Below are 18,832 nucleotides of genomic sequence, written 5' to 3'. Positions count from 1 at the left end.
TAAATCTGGGTGTAGTCCTGATGACAGTTGACAGTTGACTGTTGAGTATTGACTGTTTGGACATTTGAAAAATACCGATGCAACCGCAAACGATTTTAGATTAAAATCTGCGTGCATTTGGGTTGAAAAACCAAAAATACAATTTAGATGCGGGACAGCCAACAGCCAACAGCCAACAGTCAACTAATTTTCTGGCGTTGCAGCTTCATTCACCGGGAATCGATCGATTAACTGCATCGCCCGACAAGCATTCCTCCGCAAAGAATCCGAGACGTGAGGAACGTGAGGAATCTGAGACAAGAAATCCAAAGTCCGGCGCAAAATCCGCACCACATCCCCTTCATCCAAACTCGTATGGCTAATCAGTTCCAGCCATTCAACTCCCAGAGCCCACTGTTCGACCAAAGTCACTAAATCCCGTTCCAGCCAAATCGGGATGGCAGCTTCGTGACGGTACTGCACTTGAAACAATCGGCGGCGCAGGCCTTTTTGCAGATTGTCCAAAGGTGCCAAAACTTCTGGCGAAAGCGAGTAGTGAGTCCAACTGTCGGGCCTGGAAACTTCTGTAACTAAGGCAGCGCAAGCAGCAGCGAGGTGGTGGGGGTCGAGTTCATCAAACTCTGCAGACATCAGGGACAAACCCAGCCACAGTTCGTTATCGCCGCGAATGGCGGCGCAAGCTTGACCCAAGACTGTGGGCACCAATCTGTCGGAGGAGTCATCTCGGTTTCCCGTTGCCGAAACTACTCTTTCCAAGCAGCCGAAATTAAGCAAGATGTCGATTAAGTTGAGAAATTGCTCCCAGTAGCGAGCTCGCTGCTTTTCTAATTCTTGTTCGCTTTTGCGGATTTCTTTTTTCAATTCTTCCCGGCGGCGCTGGCGTTTGAGCAAAGTACCGGGATTTCCCCATTCTAGAACCGGGTGAATTTCTAGCTTAGCTTCTAGGGCTGCGATTTTCTGCTGTTGCTCGATCGCCTCTGGGCTCGGTTCTGGTGTCGGCAATTGTGGGATCGATGCAGCAATTGAAGCAGTTTCTTCATTTCCCAAGCGGCACTGGCCGAGTCTCAGGGGCATTTCCGACGGCGGGTTCAAGGTATCTGCAACGCTCAAGCGAGGTAATTCGGCGTGCAGGGTAGCGACATCGCTAATGGCGACGACATACCAGCGGTTATCTTTGCCCAAGCACACCAAATTTGGTGCTTGGCCGGAACCTGCGATTTTGGCAACCAATACGGCGGGTACAGGATTTGTGTGGGATCTTTTGGCTGTCGGAACGTGCTTGCCTTTGAGACTCATAACCGTGCCGAGCACTGCAAAAGCCACAGCTACGGACATCTCCTTAAATCTGGCTTCTTCTGCTTGCTGCAAGAGAATTTTGAGCAAACGTTTGTCTTCTTTGAGTCTTGCCTGCAATTTTTCGTAATGGGCGAGCTCTTTTTCCAGAGTGGAGACATTTCCTCCGGCCGCCAGGGACTGTTCGAGCACCGCCAATTCTGTTTGCAATCGGTCTAATTCTTCTTGCTGCGGCTGCAAGTACAAGGTAGACAGGTATTGACCAAAACTCCGCTCTACCAACTCTTGAGCTTCGTCGAGAGTGTGAGTTTGCAGCAAATTCAGCACCATGCCGTAGCTGGGCGTAAACTGACTGGCGAGAGGGTCGGCTTTGGCTGTTGCCAAATAAGAGGCTTCTTTTGCGCCTTCAAAGCGCGTCTGAACTGCGACGACGTGCCCCAGCTTGTCCATGCCCCGCCGACCAGCCCGACCGGCCATTTGCAGGAATTCTGAAGCGTTTAGCAGTCGGTGTCCCTTGTCGGTGCGCTTGGACAGGGTGGAAATGACTGTGGTGCGGGCGGGCATATTAATCCCGGCTGCTAGGGTTTCGGTGGCAAATACGACTTTAATCAAACCTCTGCCAAATAGTTCTTCTACTAAACCTTTCCAAGCGGGCAAAATGCCTGCGTGGTGGGCGGCGATGCCTTTTAAAAGAGCTTCTTTTTGACCGAAGCGTTCTGCTTCTGGGTTTCGCTGTAAAAAATCGTCAATGATGCGTTTGAGTTCGGCTGTTTCGGCTTCGTTAACCAGGGAGAAATTGCCGACTTCGGCGACTGCTTGGTCGCACCCGCGACGGCTGAAGATGAAGTAAATTGCTGGTAGCATATCTCGATCGTCCAACCGCGCCAAAACATCGGTCAAACTCGGAGTGGGGATGCTGCCTCTTTCTACTTTTTGCTGCTTCTTTTTGGGGACTAACCGGACATTCGCTCTTTTGCCGGTCTCGTCTAGCAGGGGAAATATCCCTTTTTGGTTGGCGAAGTGAAATTGCAGCGGCACTGGCCGAAAGTCTGAGTAGACGAGCTCTGTGGGCCCGTGGACTTTGTTAATCCAGTCTGTGAGTTGCTCGCTATTGGCAACGGTTGCTGAGAGGGCCAGCAGTTGAATTTCGCTGGAACAGTAGATGATGGATTCTTCCCAGACAGTACCGCGCTGGCGATCGTTCATGTAGTGACACTCGTCGAGCACCACGGTTTCGACTCCGGTGAGGGAAGTACCGACTTCTCCGATCGGCGTACCGTAGAGCATATTCCGAAATATTTCGGTAGTCATCACCAAAATCGGCGCATCTCGATTGACGGAGATGTCGCCCGTGAGCAAACCTACGTTGTCGTCTCCAAATTGACTGCGGAAGTCGCGCAGCTTTTGGTTAGAGAGTGCTTTGAGGGGAGTGGTATAGAAGACGCGCCGCCCCCTGGAGAGTGCTTGATGGATGGCGTATTCCCCGATTAACGTTTTCCCAGAGCCTGTGGGAGCGCACACAACAACCGATTTACCTGCATCGAGGGCGGCGATCGCCTCTCTCTGAAAGTTATCTAGCTCGAATGGAAATATGGTCTTCAGATCCAGCTCTGGGCGGTTCTGGGCGGTGTCTGGCACAAGAATTATTATAAGGTTGCAGGATAAGTATGCTTAAATCTTGCTGAAAGCAAGTCAGCAGAGGACTGTATTGATTTTAGACCTTCGTCAGCAAATCGGCTATTAAGGAATAAGTCTGTTGGCAGTTGTCATTAGTCATTAGTCATTAGTAACCATTACCAATTACCAGTTACCAATGCCCGATGCCCCATGCCCCATGCCCCATGCCCAATTCCCAATTCCCCATTCCCCGTTTCCTTCTCTATGATTCCAGTTATTTCGACTATTCCTGTGGTGCAGCTTGCTTCGGGCGATCGGCTTTCACTGCAAGTCTATCAGTTCCAAGGTGCGATTCCCGGCAAAAAAGCTTATCTCCAATCTAACCTCCACGGCGCTGAGATTAGCGGTAATGCTGTGATTTACCAATTAATTGAGTTTTTAATGTCTTTGGACAGCAGCCAGTTAAGCGGGGAAATTTGCCTAGTTCCGGTTTGCAATCCTGTGGGTGTCAGCCAGCGATCGCACCATTTTTCCCCAGGTCGTTACAATCTTTATGATGGGGTAAATTGGAACCGGATTTTCTGGGATTTTGAAAAACAAGGGGAAGATATTCTAGGTTTTGCTAAGTCTCACATCCATCTTGATGCCCATACTGTCAAAGTTAATTATAGAAAAGCGATTGCTTTGAGTTTTGCGAAAGAGTTGGAAAAAATTAACGCTCCTAGTTGCCGCCCCTACAGCGAATTTTACCGATATCAGCTACAATCTTTGTGTTTGGATGCTGACTATGTGTTGGACTTGCACAGTTCTACTAATCAAAGTTTAGATTACCTTTACTGTTTTAATTCCCGGGAGGAGAGTGCGAAAGCTTTTTTGCTCGATCGCGCAATCTTGATGGACGAGTACGATGGGGATGCTTTTGACGAGGCGTTTCTCAAGCCTTGGCTGGCTTTGGAGAAGATTTTAGCAGAGTTGGGAAGTGCGATCAAATTTGATGTGGAAGCTTGGACTTTAGAATTAGGTTCGGGGATGCAAATGAATCCCGATTCGGTGGCGAATGGCTTGCGGGGCATCAAAAATTACTTAGCAAGTAAAGGTTTATTGAAAATAGATGGATTCCCTCTCCCGGAAACTGCGAATCATCAAGTTATTTTCACCCCCAAGCATTCGCTGAACACCTACTATGCGCCGGCGGGCGGGATGATTCAAAATCGAGTGCAATTGGGGAGTTATGTCAAAAAGGGCGATCGGCTTTATCAAATTCTCAGCTTTAATAAGAATGGGGAATTTCCGACTTTGGTTGATGTTTGTGCTGAGTCGGATCTTTTCATTTTTGATGTTTCGACCAATCACTCAGTAAATCAAGGAGAGTATGTATTGTGTGTGATGGCAGATTGAGAATACCAAAAAAACGGGTTTTTTGAAGAAACCGGGTTGCTGAAAACCTATTGGTAGTCGAACCATAATTTACGATATACTATTGAATAGGGCTTGTTTAAATTCAGCCGCACTTTTATAATAAATATCAGGATTGTCAATTAAAGCGCGATCGATAACGGTGGCTAGCGGTTGAGGAATTGCAAAAGTGCGATCGCGCACAGGAACCGCATCATTTTGTAAAATCGCCAAAAACGAATTTTGAGCCTCCAAATTTCGCGGGGAATATCCCGTTATCATCACATACAAACAAGCCGCTCGATTTGCGATTTTGGATTATAAAAACTTTTACTCCCACCCTTAATCAGGGTGGTACAAGAGTTTGTAAGGTGCGTCAGTGCGGAGATTCTAGATTGTTGAGAAGATAACGCACACTGACGCACCCTACAATTTAAGGTGACGGTTTATGGTTGAATGAAAATACCGATCGCATTATGAACTCTCGCAGCAGTTGACGGAGGTCGATCGAGCAAACTACCTCCCAAATACAAACTCGTTGAACTTCCCCCATCCAAATTTAAAGCATCCACAGCACCCATTTGCTGCAATATCTGCGCCAGTTCTGCGAAATTTGGTCCCGCCCCGCCCGCGCGGTTGTGCACCGCTACAATCAGCAAATTTCCCGCAGCATTTCGCCCGATCGCACTTCTAATTGCTGTCTGTCTAACATAGGCATCGCTAAACCCTTCCGCCTTCGCATCCAGCACAACTCGACTGTTTTGTACCAACACCGGCCCGCCGCCGAGAATGTAAGGAAAACGGTTAAAATCAGCAGGAAAAGTGTTAGTTTCCAGACGCAATAATGTACCGGGAGTGAATTGAGAGGCAGGCGAAAAATCGGAACGCAAAGCCAAAATATAACCGTTAGCTGGAATGGGAAAACTTGTTGTTCCCGGCGCACCTCCGGGGGATTGGCTGACAACTCGCTCGCCCGCAACTGTCACAACTATTTCATTGCCAGACAGCGGAGTATAAGTTGTTCCCCAATCAGGAGTGTAGCGACCAATTCCCGATTGCACGTAGGCACTATTGAGATGAGAAACAGGGAAAAATTGATTGGCCCGAGTTATCAAGGTTTCTTGCAAAGTCAAACGATCAATCGCAAATTCTCCCCCATCGTTCCAGGCGATCGCCCCCCGGTTCAATATAGGCCCGGAAAGCCATTTATTGTCACGCCGAATTGCCCCTAAAGCTAAGCGATTAATTCGATTGAAAAAACCTGCATTAATCGCCGCACCCGCACCCGATACTTCTGCTGTTTGCAATAAAGGTGCAGTGCCTTGATCTGTCGGCGGATTGCTGAGAATCGGTCGAATTTTTACACCGGATTGACGCGGATTAACTTCTAACCAAACTACTGGAAAACGCGCAGTTCCTAAATTCTGATACTGCTGCCGCCACTGCACACCGGGAGCCCAAAGAATATTTTTTTCTACTAACGAATCGGGGCGAATGTCGATAACTAATCGATTGGGATTTCCCAGGCTGAAAACTTGCGGCCGCCAACCTAAAGGAATCTTCACTTTGACTTTAGTTTGAGCGCCGTCAGGTTCGACTTTTAGCGATAGCAATTGTTTGCTGGTTTGAAAAGTGTCCTGAAGTAAGGCGGGAGCGACTTTGGCATCGATCGCGATCGACCATTCTTGACCGGCGATCGGCCCTGCGGGCGTTATTGGCAGCGGGAGGCCGGGTTTGGTCGGGTCGTCTGGTGTTTCGAGGTTTGGCGCTGCGCGGAGGTTTTGCAGTGGGATAGCGGGCTTTGTGGGGTCGTCCGGGGGGTTGGGCGTGGGTGTCGGCGACGGGCTTGGTTTATCGACAAAGTTGACTTGCCAAGGGGCGGGCCGATCGAGATCTACAACAATGCGATCGCCCGATTCTATTTCCGCTTGCCGAATTCCGGTAACACTTGCAGTTTGAGAAGTAATTTTGAGAATATTCCCATCAGCAGATATCTCCCAGCCCGCAAGTCTAGCAAAATCGGTAACATCTAAGTAACGATACGAGCCTGTTGCCCGCGCTGCTAAGCTTTGAGGACCGGTTAAAGATACCGAAAACCACTGCACCGGTTGTTGGGCACTGTCGGCGCTGCTAAGCAAATCCACTCCCGCACTTTGCATCAATCCCACATCAGCAATCCAAGTTCGGAAATTCCCCGAAGTGCTGTTTGCCGGCTGCTGAGTCCAAGCTAAGGGCAGAATGCGACCGTTTAGAGAAACTTGGCGGCCTTGTCTAATTATCGAAGATGGCGGTACAGATTGAGCCAAAAGCCTAGAGTCCGACAGGGGTTTCAACCCCTGTCTCATAGTTAAAGTTTTCTCAAGAGAACTATGGCTCAATATTTCAGTCGGTTTTAACCGACTTTCGCTATCAGCCAGGGAATGAATTCCCTGGCGGGCTCTCGAAGCATGAATTAACCCAGCCCTCTCCCCCTCTTGTGCTCTTGCGGGTTGATTCCACACTAAAGACGGGGCGATCGCCAGTACGGGTAAAATCGAGACTGAAAATATTATACGCCAATAGAAAAAATTACCTTTCACAGCTTACAACTCACAATTTCACTTCTAAACGCCTGGGGATGTAGAAACCCGGAAAATCCGTATGTCTCTTCTTACTAAATCCGATATTTTTGGCGATCGCACTAATTGCCCTCAAGCCCTACTACAAAAGGCTCACCCCGGAATAGAAATCACAAACTCCGAACCCTGCCCCAAAGAAGAATTTACGAGTAACGTACCTCCATGTTTTTCCACAACAATTTGGTGTGCGATCGACAATCCTAACCCGGTTCCTTGACCCACAGGCTTGGTTGTAAATAAGTGGTTAAAGATGTTTTCCTGAACTTCCGCCGACATCCCCACTCCATTATCCTTAATCCGAATCAAAACCTGATTTTTGTCTTCGCTCAGAGCAGTTTGAACCGTGATTTTATTAGGTAGGGCTTTAATTTCACTAAAACTGCGCTCCTTATTTGACTCCTCCAAAGCGTCAATGGCATTAGCCAGCACATTCATAAATACCTGGTTTAACTGTCCGGGAAAGCATTTCACTAGGGGCAAGTTACCATACTCTCTCACCACTTCAATGGCAGGGCGCAATTCGCTGGCTTTTAAACGGTGCTTGAGAATTAGCAGAGTGCTTTCAATCCCATCGTGAATATTGAAAGAAACGGGTCGATCGCTATCTGCCCTCGAAAACGTTCTCAAACTCGTACTAATATTGCGAATGCGCTCGACTCCCTCCTTCATTGAACTAATTAATTTGGGCAAATCTTCCCGCAAATACTCCAAGTCCATATCTTCTATTTCGGCTTCAATTTCCCCTCCCGGATTGGGAAATTTTTCTTGATACAAATCAATCAAATTGAATAAATCCCCCACGTATTCTTGAGCAGGTTGCAAGTTCCCGGCGATAAAGCCTACGGGATTGTTAATTTCGTGGGCTACCCCTGCGACTAAATTTCCCAGAGCCGACATCTTTTCACCCTGCACCAATTGCAGTTGCGTCTGTTTGAGATCTTGGATAGACTGCTCCAGTTTTTGGGCATAATCCTGAGATTGTTGATAAAGCTGTTGAGATTGCTGATATAAGCGGGCGTTTTCCAGCGAGATGGCAGCTTGGGAACAGAGGATGTTGAGGAGAGCGACGCGATCGCCAGTGAATGCCCCTGTCGTCAGATTATTTTCCAAATACAGAATTGCCATCATTTTGCCTTGATGGATAATCGGAGTACATAGGATACTCTTAGGTTGGTGCTGCTTGATATAGAGGTCAGAAGCAAATATTAATTCAGTCTTGACATCATCGAAAACTAGGATTTTCTGGGTGCGTTTGACGTAATTAATGACAGTCTGGGGAATTGATTCGCTCTCCTCGATCCCAATAGTTTCTTGCAGAAGACAGCCTTGGCGATCGCTACAGTGGACGGCGATTGTCCACTTGTCGTCTTCTTTCAAAATCAATACTCCTATTTGAGCGCCTGCATTCTGAATCGCTACTTCCATAAGGGTAGTGAGCAATTGTTCCAGCTTAATTTCGCTAGACAAAGCTTGATAAGCTTTGATAACAGTTGGTAAATCTATTACTGTGGTACTCGTACTTCCAGCAATTGTTTGGCGATGACTAGAAATCAATGAAGTCTCATGGGAGATAGTACCTTCCTCAAACGAACGAGCTTTCTCCTGTTTGAAGATAGGAGCCAGAAGTTCGGGGTAGCGTTGTTCTAAATCGTCGATTTTTGCTTTCGCTCCCCACCGAGCATAAGCATAGTAAGCATCTATTAGATATACCTGACCAACTTTTTCTTTCCCCCATGCCAAGTAAAATTTAGCAGCCAATTCATTCGCTAGAGCTTCCTCGTTGAGATAATCGTTTTCTTTAGCAAGAAAAATGGCGCGATCGTAACTCTCCATCGCCAACACATTTTCACCCAGCACTCGGAACAGTTCGGCTTCCACTAGGTAACATTTGTGAGAGAAATTCATGGGGGCGTGATGTGCCCATTTATGAAGGGTTTCCTGGTTGCTTTTCACTTTTTGCAGATGTTCTTGTTTCTCTTCCGATGAACCCACCTCGCGACAAACTCCCAGCCGTGCTAGAGAGTCATAAAAGTAGAACATCGGCACATTGAGCATACCTGTCACCGCGTCTAAATACTGTTCGGCTTGCCGAGCATTTTCTAAAGCTTGCTCGGTTTCTCCAAATAGGTAACACACAAGCATTTTATGGAAGTACAAATAGTGGAGCCCGTTGCGATCGTTTGCTTGGATATGAAAGGGGAGCATTTTTTCTTCATTGTAGGCATCTCCCACAAATTGACAGGGGTTTTCCGATCGCCCCAGCAGATTTAATAAAGCCTGATGAACGATTTGAGTATAATTTAACGCTGCTTCTTGTTTAAATTGAACCAGCGCCTTGCAGTAAGTCGCTACCTCCTCTTCGAGTCCGCTAATTTCCCGACCGATTAAATATGAATATTGAGAGATTTCTTTGGCTGAATATCCTAATTCTAGCTCTCCCGTTTCCAGCCCTCTCGTGTAGCCCTCTTTTAAAAGAGGGATGGTTTCTTTAACATGATGTTTACCATGTATGATGTGAACGCCTACTGTATAGTATACTTTAGTTTTGAGGTAATTAGCATTAAATAAATCAACAACATTTAACGCTAATTTTCCAAACTCAAACCCTGTTTCAATGTCTTGAACTACACCGCTTAATACCAATCCATACAAGCCGTAAGCAAAAGCAGATAAGGGAGCATTCCCATAACTAACCGACAAATGAACCATTTCGACAATAACCAGTGGCAGGAGAAGTGGAGCCGTGATGTAGGCTGGAGAAACTAAACCTGATAAAATTCGCAAGGCTGCTTGCTTTTGGAGATTTTCCATTTCTGGCAAATCAATAAAGTCCGCAACTTTTTTGCCAGCAAAAAGTGACGCCGTTTGTTCTAGTCTCTGCTGAATATCTGCCGGAGTTGGATTTTCTGGAAAGCAGATTCCCAAGAGTTTGAGAACTGCTAACCCCATTTCAACTGCTTGTTGAGGTTTGACTTGCGCCGTACAAGCAGAAAGCTCGATTTCATAAACTTTGACCTTATCCAGCAGCGTTTTGGCATGGTGCTGCACTAAAGCTGCTAATTCCTCCATTTCCTGAAAATCATAGCTCAGGTATGCAGTTTCTGCCGCTAATACGTGCAGTTCCAGGGCTGTTTCATAGTGAGTGTGCCAGCTATCGGGAGCTAGGATTTCCCTGCCAAAACTTAAATATTTGCGTGCCGCAGCATAAGCGGTAGCAGTCTTCGCCTTACGTCCAGCAATCAAATTTAACTCCGCCAGTTGATAACGCTCTGTTGGTTCGGCAATTAAATCAACACCATAATTCAACTGGTTGACTATATTAAAAATTCTCTCTTCCCTTTCTGCTGTTGGAGTATTAATCAACAAAAGTTGACCAATATTGAGGTGAGTGGATTGTTTCTGAGATTCGGGAATTAAAACGTAAGCTGCTTGCTGTACGCGATCGTGCAGAAATTTGTAATAACAGGATTCTGGATTCGGGAACCACGAGTCAGAAGTATTGCTTTCTCCTTCTGAATTCTGATTTGTGAATTCAAACTCCTCTGAAGTGAAAAATTTATAAACTTCAGTTAGTGGGAGAATCAACCCTGCTTGCAAAGCTGGCCACAAGGTGGCTGCCGTATCTGAAGAAGATTTTTCACACACTACCGCCAGCATTTCTATATCAAATTCGTTGCCAATGCAGGCAGCTAATTTTAAAACTTCTTGCGTCTGGATTGGCAACTTTTGCAATTGAATCGCCATGAACTCGACAACATCATCAGTCAGGGCTAAGGTTCGCACGGTCGCGATATCGCACTGCCAATACCGCTCGTCAAAATCAAAGGTAATTAGCCCATCTTCATGCAATAATTTGAGAAATTGTGTGCTAAAAAATGGATTGCCTTGGGTTTTTTGATCGACCAGTTCTGTTAAGGGCATAGCCAACGCTCTAGAACAAACTAAAGTATCGGCAATCAAACAATTCAAATTGACGCAATCGAGCGGCGCGAGGGTGATGGTATTTACAGTAGCTCCCGTTTGTTGAATGTCGGATAATGTCACTACCAAAGGGTGTACGGGACTGACTTCGTTATCTCGATACGCTCCAATTAAAAAGAGATACCGCCGATCGCGATCGCTCGTCAAAAGTTGAATCAACTTTAATGAGGCTGAGTCAGCCCATTGCAAGTCATCTAAGAAAATGACGAGGGGATGTTCTTTGGTTGTGAAGAGTTGAATGAAGTTCTCTAATAAGCGATTGAAGCGATTCTGGGCAGCACTGCCCGAAAGCTCTGGTGCTGGTGGTTGCTCTCCGATAATCCGTTCTAGTTCAGGAATTACCTCAACGATTACCTGAGCATTCTCGCCCAATGCTGCCAGGATTTGAGTCTTCCACTGTTCAACTTTAGCATCTCTTTCGCTCAGCAATTGCTTCATTAAATCGCGAAAAGCTTGTACAAAAGCTGAGAATGGTTGGCTGCGTCCAAATTGGTCGAATTTGCCTTTAATGAAGTAGCCTCTAGCTGCAACAATCGGTTTGTGAACTTCGTTGACGACGGCGGTTTTGCCAATACCTGAGTAGCCAGCCACCAGCATCATTTCCGCGCTTCCTGCACTTACGCGATCGAAGGCTGCCAGTAGGGAGAATACTTCGTTCTCTCTACCATATAATTTTTCGGGGATGATGAAGCGATCGCACAAATCTCGCTGCCCTAGTTTAAAAGATGCGATTTCTCCAGTTTGTTGCCACTGGTACAAACAAGTCTCCAAATCAAACTTGAGCCCGATCGCACTTTGATACCTATCTTCAGCATTCTTCGCCATTAGTTTGCTAACAATTTCAGACAGCACCAATGGAACGCTTTTGTTAAGGTTATGGAGTGGGATAGGCTGCTTGGCAAGGTGACAGTGTACTAACTCTATTGGATCTTCGCTTTGAAAAGGCAACTGTCTCGTCAGCAGTTCGTAGAATGTAACTCCCAGAGAGTAGAAATCCGTGCGGTAGTCAATGCCTCGGTTCATTCGCCCAGTTTGTTCGGGAGATATGTAAGGTAAAGTGCCTTCCAGGAGGTTGGGATTTTGAACTTCTTGGGTTTGGCGCGGCAACCGGGAAGCGATGCTGAAGTCAATCAGCTTAACTTGTTTGCTGACAGGGTTAATTAAAATATTGGCGGGTTTGAGGTCTTTATGGATGACGTGGTGGCGATAAAGTCCATCAAGCGAGTTGGCAATTTGAATGGCAATGGGAAGAAACTCGTTAATAGGCAACCCTTCCAGAGGTTCCCTGCTGGCGAACACTAGACTAGCGAGGTAGCTATTTAAGGAAATTCCGCCAAAGTCTTCCATCACCAGAGCATAGTGGTTATGGTAAGTCTCCAGGCTGTATGCCTTGACAGTGCCGGGGATCTCTAAGTTTTTAGTAATGACAAACTGATTGCGGAAGTGAACCAGTTCGTGGAAGCGGGGAAAGTCATTTCGCAGCAGTTTTATCACTACGGGCTGCTGATCGGAAGACCGATGGGCACGATAAACTAGAGTTCGATTGCCTGCATATATTTGCTCGTTAATCTGATATCCTCGAAAAATATTTGTTATGCTAGCCATACCTACCTATTCCTATTGCTTCTGTCAAGCCTGAAGCTTTTTAGAGTTAATATCTACTATTTTCGCTCTATCGGCCGTACTATTCATTAATTATACTTAGTTTAATCTACTTTGTACCTCAAATTATGAAAACGCCATTTAAAAAAACAAGACTTAATATTTTAGGTAAGAGATGTTGATAAGGAAGTTAAGACTAAGTAGAAAATGAAGGAGGCTAACGCTGATTGAATCACAGCCGTTCATTGAAGAGGAACTTAATAAGCTAATGAATAGGATAAAAAGCATGGTGAAAAATCCTTGCCTAGCTAAGTCAATTAACGATGGGTAGTGGTATCGACGCCTGTTTCTGGATTGAATACTTTGCAAAAGTATTTAAGAGAGGCAGGGTTGCGGTTAATCCGCAATAAAACCAGCCAAGAAGGCTCTAGTTGCGGAGTCGTGGTAAAGAAAATGCTATATACCAAAACCCCTATTTGCAAGTGTGGTTGTGTATTAGCTCGCTAGGAAAACGCAGCTATAAACATCCTCCAGGAGAGGATGGGGTACGGTCGGGAAGACCGATACCTCTGGATTAAATCTAGGCAACGCTTGGGGAGAGATAAGATGTACTGAAGAAGATAGAAATCCTGCATCAGCAAATCGCCTCAACGAATCAAGAATCAAGCGCGTCTTTAGACCTGAGAGTGTCAAAAAAGTTTGTGGGTAAAAAAATACAAAATAGGCTTATGGAAAACTGTCAACCTTTTTCGGCTAGGCATCTTAGCCTGGGTTCTGGACATCGCTGACAAGACTTGCGCGCAAACTCTGAGTGTAAGGGGTGAAATTTTATCAATTTTTTGATAAACTTGATGTTCGCGGCTTGAGAGTTGACTTCACAATAAGACAGGTTTCACCAGTTGTGAACCGCGCTGCTACATTGCACCTACCGACTGAGCGGGCAGGTGGCTTTTGTGTCTGCGGGCGCTGACGAAAGCAACTCAACAGCGCAGCAAGCAAAATAACGCTAAAGTTACTATCTACCTGAGTCCGCAAGGCTACCCTTCCAAACTCAGGAAAAACCCACACAAAAAACTAGAGCGCCTGCAATGTATCTAGTTGCAGGGCGGCGATTTCCCAAAGAATCACTGCTTTTTAACAGCAGGGTATTCTAGGAGACATCTCCGAGGCGATGCGAGCGAGATAATTTGAAATCTGCAAACAGGGTTTTAGTGCTAAGTACAGGCAGCATCGACGTAAATTTTTATCCAATCAGCTTCCAATGTGCTGTTTTAAAGTTTACTAGGCTCCCACCGCTCGGCAGCCTTCTCTCTCCGAGCTATAAAAACGCATCCACCATACAATCACGGAAATAACATTCAATCAACATGGGTAACACGATCGATCCAAACAGAAACAGAAACGTGCATCAGACTGAGCGAGGAACTCCATTCGCCGGCCAAAGCTGGTTAGTGGAAGAAAGAGATGCCTGCGGTGTGGGGTTTATTGCCAACCAAAGCGGCGAAGCTACGCACTCGATTATTGAGAAAGCGCTGCCAGCTTTAACTTGTCTGGAACATCGCGGCGGTTGCAGCGCTGACTCAGATTCCGGCGACGGTGCGGGTTTAATGACCGCGATTCCTTGGGAATTGCTGGATGCTTGGTTTGCCGAACAGGGAATTGTGCCTCCCGCACGGGAAAACTGCGGCGTGGGAATGCTGTTTCTGTCTCAAGATAAATTTCAAGCGACTATAGCGCGGCAGGTGGTTGAGCAAGTTCTGACAGATCGCGGGCTGACAGTTGTGGGATGGCGCAAAGTTCCCATTGTACCGTCGGTTTTGGGCGAGCAAGCGCTAGAAAATCAACCTCAAATCGAACAAGTAATTGTCAGTTCACCGCAATTAGCCGGAGACGAACTTGACAGACATCTATTTCTGGCGCGCCGCACGATCGGACACGCGCTGTCAAATCGCCCTAACTTCACCCGCGAAGACTTTTATACTTGCTCTTTCTCCTGCCGCACGATCGTCTATAAAGGCATGGTGCGATCGGCCGTACTGGCAGAATTTTACCCAGACCTGAAAAATCCCGCTTATAAAAGCTCCTTTGCCGTCTATCACCGGCGCTTCAGCACCAACACCCTGCCCCGCTGGCGCTTAGCCCAGCCGATGCGCTTGCTGGGACACAACGGGGAAATTAACACGTTGTTGGGCAATATTACCTGGATGAAGGCGCGACAAGCGAATTTAGCTCACCCGAATTGGAGTCAAGCTGATATCGACACGTTTAACCCAATTGTCAATCCCGAAAGCAGCGATTCGGCAAACTTGGACAACGTGATGGAGTTGTTGGTACACTCCGGCCGCACCCCCCTGGAGTCCCTGACAATTCTGGTGCCCGAAGCCTACAAAAATCAGCCGGATTTGGCTCCTTATCCAGAAATTGTCGATTTTTACGAATATTACAGCGGCATTCAAGAACCTTGGGACGGCCCCGCACTGCTGGTGTTCAGCGACGGCAAACAAGTAGGTGCTACGCTCGATCGCAACGGTTTGCGGCCGGCGCGCTACTGCATTACTAAAGACGGTTTGGTAATTGTGGCTTCCGAAGCCGGAGTTGTCGATATTCCCGAAGCAGATATTGTCGAAAAAGGCCGTTTGGGGCCAGGACAAATGATTGCAGTTGACCTGCAAACTCAAGAAATTCTCAAAAATTGGCAACTCAAACAGCGAATTGCTAAGCGGCATCCCTACGGTGAATGGCTGCAAAAACACCGCGAAACCTTGGAACCGCAGCCTTTTGCCGAAACCCCAACCCTCGACTCGCAAACGCTGTTGGCAACCCAAACTGCTTTCGGCTACACAGCAGAAGATTTGGACATGGTGATCGTCGAGATGGCGAGTTCTGGGAAAGAACCGACTTTCTGCATGGGCGACGACGTTCCCTTGGCTGTGTTGTCAGAAAAGCCTCAGTTGCTGTACAACTATTTCAAACAGCGGTTCGCTCAAGTGACAAATCCGCCGATCGACCCCCTGCGCGAGGGGATGGTGATGTCGCTGACGATGAATGTGGGCCTGCGGGGCAATTTACTGCAAGCAATACCAGAAAATGCCAAGCGGCTAAAAATTGATTCCCCCGTACTCAACGACGCTGAACTGTGTTTCTTGAAAGAGCAAAAGTCTTTCCCCGCAACCGAATTGTCAACGCTTTACAAAATTGCGGCCGGGCCTGGCGGTTTGAAAACCGCAGTCGAGCAACTTTGTCAAAAGGCGGCTCAAGCCGTGCGCGAGGGTTCGAGAATTCTGATTTTGAGCGATCGACTTTTGAAGAAAGAAGGCGATGGATCTTCTGTTGGATTGAGTGCAGAATGCACTTATATTCCGCCCTTCCTGGCAGTTGGTGCGGTTCACCACCACTTAATTAGCGTCGGCCTGCGGATGCAAACTTCCCTAGTTGTGGATACCGCCCAATGTTGGAGCACTCACCACTTCGCTTGTTTGCTGGGTTACGGGGCGGTGGCTGTTTGCCCTTACTTGGCATTGGAAAGCGTGCGCGCCTGGTGGTCTGACCCCAAGACTCAAAACTTGATGCAGCACGGCAAAGTTCCCAATATTACCGTGACGCAGGCTCAAGCTAGATACCGCACAGCGGTGGAAAACGGCTTGCTGAAGATTATGTCGAAAATGGGGATTTCGCTGCTGTCTAGCTATCAGGGGGCGCAAATCTTTGAGGCGATCGGCATTGGCGGCGATCTGCTCGATTTGGGCTTCAAAGGCACGGTTTCTCGCATCGGCGGTTTGAGTGTCGCGGAACTGGCTAACGAGGTAATGTCTTTCCACAGTCAGGCTTTCCCAGAATTGGTTCTGAAAAAGCTGGAAAACTTCGGCTTCGTGCAGTACCGCCGGGGCGGCGAATATCACATGAACAGCCCGGAAATGGCTAAGGCTTTGCACAAGGCTGTGACTACTTTTAAGGCTCAAACTAACAGTAATGGCAACGGGGCCGAACCCAAAATGACACCAATTGGTGACAAAAATTCGGAAAGTGCCTACGACCATTACGAGGTTTACAAGAAACAGCTCGAAAATCGCCCGGTAACGGCTTTGCGGGATTTGCTGGATTTCCAGAGCGATCGTCCTCCGATTCCTCTCGAAGAAGTAGAATCTGTAGCAGATATTGTCAAACGCTTTGCCACGGGCGGAATGTCTCTCGGCGCTTTGTCCCCGGAAGCCCACGAAACGCTAGCGATTGCCATGAACCGCATCGGCGGCAAATCCAACTCCGGCGAAGGCGGCGAAGACCCGGTGCGCTACAAAGTGCTAAACGATGTGAGCGAAGCCGGTTTCTCACAAACGCTACCTCACTTGAAAGGTTTGCAGAACGGCGATACAGCTTCTTCATCCATCAAACAGGTAGCTTCGGGACGCTTCGGGGTGACTCCTGAGTATCTGATGAACGCCGAACAAATCGAAATTAAGATCGCACAAGGTGCGAAACCGGGTGAAGGCGGTCAATTGCCGGGGCCGAAAGTGAGCGAGTACATTGCTTATTTGCGCCGGTCGAAACCTGGTGTCACCCTGATTTCGCCTCCTCCTCACCACGATATTTATTCGATCGAGGATTTGGCGCAGTTGATCTTTGACTTGCACCAAATCAATCCGAAAGCGGGAGTTTCGGTGAAGTTGGTGTCGGAAGTCGGCATCGGTACTGTCGCGGCTGGTGTCGCCAAGGCAAATGCTGATGTGATTCAAATTTCCGGCCACGATGGCGGCACCGGTGCTTCGCCACTGAGTTCGATTAAGCACGCAGGTTCTCCGTGGGAGCTCGGATTGACCGAAGTTCACCGGGTGCTGATGGAGAATAAATTGCGCGATCGAGTTTTGCTGCGCGTTGACGGTGGCTTTAAAAGCGGCTGGGACGTGATTGTAGGCGCTTTGATGGGCGGCGAAGAGTACGGTTTCGGCACCGTGGCAATGATTGCAGAAGGCTGTATTATGGCTCGCGTTTGCCACATGAATAGTTGTCCGGTGGGCGTGACAACTCAACAAGAACACTTGCGGAAACGGTTCCCCGGAACGCCGGAACACGTTGTTAATTTCTTCTATTTCGTAGCACAAGAAGTGCGGAGTTTGCTGGCGAAATTGGGTTATAAGTCGATCGCAGATATCATCGGCCGCGCGGATTTGTTGAAAATGCGCGAGGGGGTTCAACTAACTAAAACGCAAGCAATTAATTTGGATTGTTTGACCAAGTTACCGGATACTAAGAGCGATCGATCTTTCTTGATCCACGGCGACGTAAACACCAACGGGCCAGTGTTAGACGACGATTTGCTGGCGGATGCTGAGATTCAAAGTGCGATCGCCAATCACGGCACTGTTAGCAAGAATGTAAAATTGGTGAATACCGATCGCACTGTGGGTGCACGTTTGGCAGGTGCGATCGCACAGCAACACGGTAACACCGGCTTTAGCGGTCAAATCACCCTCAACTTTACTGGTAGCGCAGGCCAAAGCTTCGGCGCGTTCAATTTGCCGGGAATGACGCTGGTACTGTCAGGCCAAGCCAATGACTACGTGGGTAAAGGAATGCACGGCGGCGAAATCGCGATCGCACCGCCGGCTGGTGCAACTTATGATGCTTCCGAAAATGCGATCGTCGGCAACACTTGTTTGTACGGTGCGACGGGCGGAACTCTGTTGGCTGCGGGTAAAGCTGGCGAACGGTTTGCGGTGCGTAACTCGATGGCGAAAGCAGTCATTGAAGGTGCAGGCGATCACTGCTGCGAGTACATGACTGGTGGCGCGATCGTCGTGTTAGGAAAAGTCGGCCGCAACGTCGGCGCTGGAATGACTGGCGGCTTGGCTTATTTCCTCGATGAAGATGGGACTTTCCCAGCTCACGTCAACGGGGAGATTGTGAAGATGCAGCGGGTTTGTACGGCCGCTGGGGAGGCGCAATTGAAGGAGTTGATTGAGGCTCAGCGCGATCGAACTGGCAGCAAGAAAGCTGCGAAGATTTTAGCAAATTGGTCGGAATATTTGCCTAAGTTCTGGCAAGTTGTGCCGCCAAGTGAAGTGAATTCGCCGGAGGCTTCGGAACAAAAGATTGCTGTGGAAGTGTAATTTTGCAGTTGATTAAATAGATGAGGGGCGACACGAGTTGCCTCTTTTTTAATCTACTTAGGGCTTGCGGAATAATCGATCGCTTTCCCAAGAGCAAGAGTGCTCTATAGAAGCTGTTGTGACTTTAAATAGGGTATGATAAAAATTTATAGTCATTTCAAATAAGTATGAGACACTCTTTCTGCACAATAAGCACGAATAACTTCATCAAGAGATGTGCCA

At 47.6% G+C, this 18,832-nt stretch carries 6 protein-coding genes; 2 read left to right on the top strand and 4 right to left on the bottom strand.

Features of this window, described 5'->3' with window-relative positions; genetic code table 11:
* Positions 1-183: 183 nt before the first annotated feature.
* On the bottom strand, positions 184-2,931 hold the full coding sequence (locus QUA57_RS17830; RefSeq protein WP_333062558.1) for a DEAD/DEAH box helicase: 2,748 nt from the start codon (positions 2,929-2,931) through the stop codon (positions 184-186).
* 243 nt (positions 2,932-3,174) lie between these two features.
* Here QUA57_RS17830 and QUA57_RS17825 point away from each other — a divergent pair, with 243 nt between their 5' ends.
* Positions 3,175-4,308: a succinylglutamate desuccinylase/aspartoacylase domain-containing protein gene (locus tag QUA57_RS17825; protein WP_333062557.1), complete on the top strand. Its 1,134-nt coding sequence runs from the start codon at positions 3,175-3,177 to the stop codon at positions 4,306-4,308.
* Between the two features lie 69 nt (positions 4,309-4,377).
* On the opposite strand, the gene QUA57_RS17820 is transcribed toward QUA57_RS17825, so the two are convergent.
* The 3 genes from QUA57_RS17820 to QUA57_RS17810 form a co-directional block, all read right to left on the bottom strand.
* Positions 4,378-4,590 carry a hypothetical protein gene (locus QUA57_RS17820; RefSeq protein ID WP_333062556.1) on the bottom strand — a complete coding sequence of 71 codons (213 nt, stop codon included), beginning with the start codon at positions 4,588-4,590 and terminating at the stop codon, positions 4,378-4,380.
* Positions 4,591-4,751: 161 nt separating this feature from the next.
* The gene (locus QUA57_RS17815; RefSeq protein ID WP_333062555.1) at positions 4,752-6,884 is read right to left on the bottom strand and encodes a phosphodiester glycosidase family protein; all 2,133 of its coding nucleotides are present in this window, start codon (positions 6,882-6,884) and stop codon (positions 4,752-4,754) included.
* A gap of 132 nt (positions 6,885-7,016) precedes the next feature.
* Positions 7,017-12,509, bottom strand: a complete 5,493-nt coding sequence (locus tag QUA57_RS17810; protein ID WP_333062553.1) for an AAA family ATPase — start codon at positions 12,507-12,509, stop codon at positions 7,017-7,019.
* 1,364 nt (positions 12,510-13,873) lie between these two features.
* On the opposite strand from QUA57_RS17810, the gene QUA57_RS17805 reads away from it, so the two are divergent.
* Positions 13,874-18,610: a glutamate synthase-related protein gene (locus QUA57_RS17805; RefSeq protein ID WP_333062552.1), complete on the top strand. Its 4,737-nt coding sequence runs from the start codon at positions 13,874-13,876 to the stop codon at positions 18,608-18,610.
* The last annotated feature ends 222 nt before the right edge of the window (positions 18,611-18,832 follow it).

This window comes from Microcoleus sp. Pol7_B2 (genome assembly GCF_036701035.1).
Lineage (GTDB): Bacteria > Cyanobacteriota > Cyanobacteriia > Cyanobacteriales > Microcoleaceae > Microcoleus.
This window is presented reverse-complemented; position numbering and strand designations above follow the sequence as displayed.

Bases quoted from the DNA above. Each gene is read 5' to 3' on its own strand.
- QUA57_RS17805 (WP_333062552.1), top strand. From the start codon at position 13,874: ATGGGTAACACGATCGATCCAAACAGAAACAGAAACGTGCATCAGACT.
- QUA57_RS17825 (WP_333062557.1), top strand. From the start codon at position 3,175: ATGATTCCAGTTATTTCGACTATTCCTGTGGTGCAGCTTGCTTCGGGC.
- QUA57_RS17810 (WP_333062553.1), bottom strand. From the start codon at position 12,509: ATGGCTAGCATAACAAATATTTTTCGAGGATATCAGATTAACGAGCAA.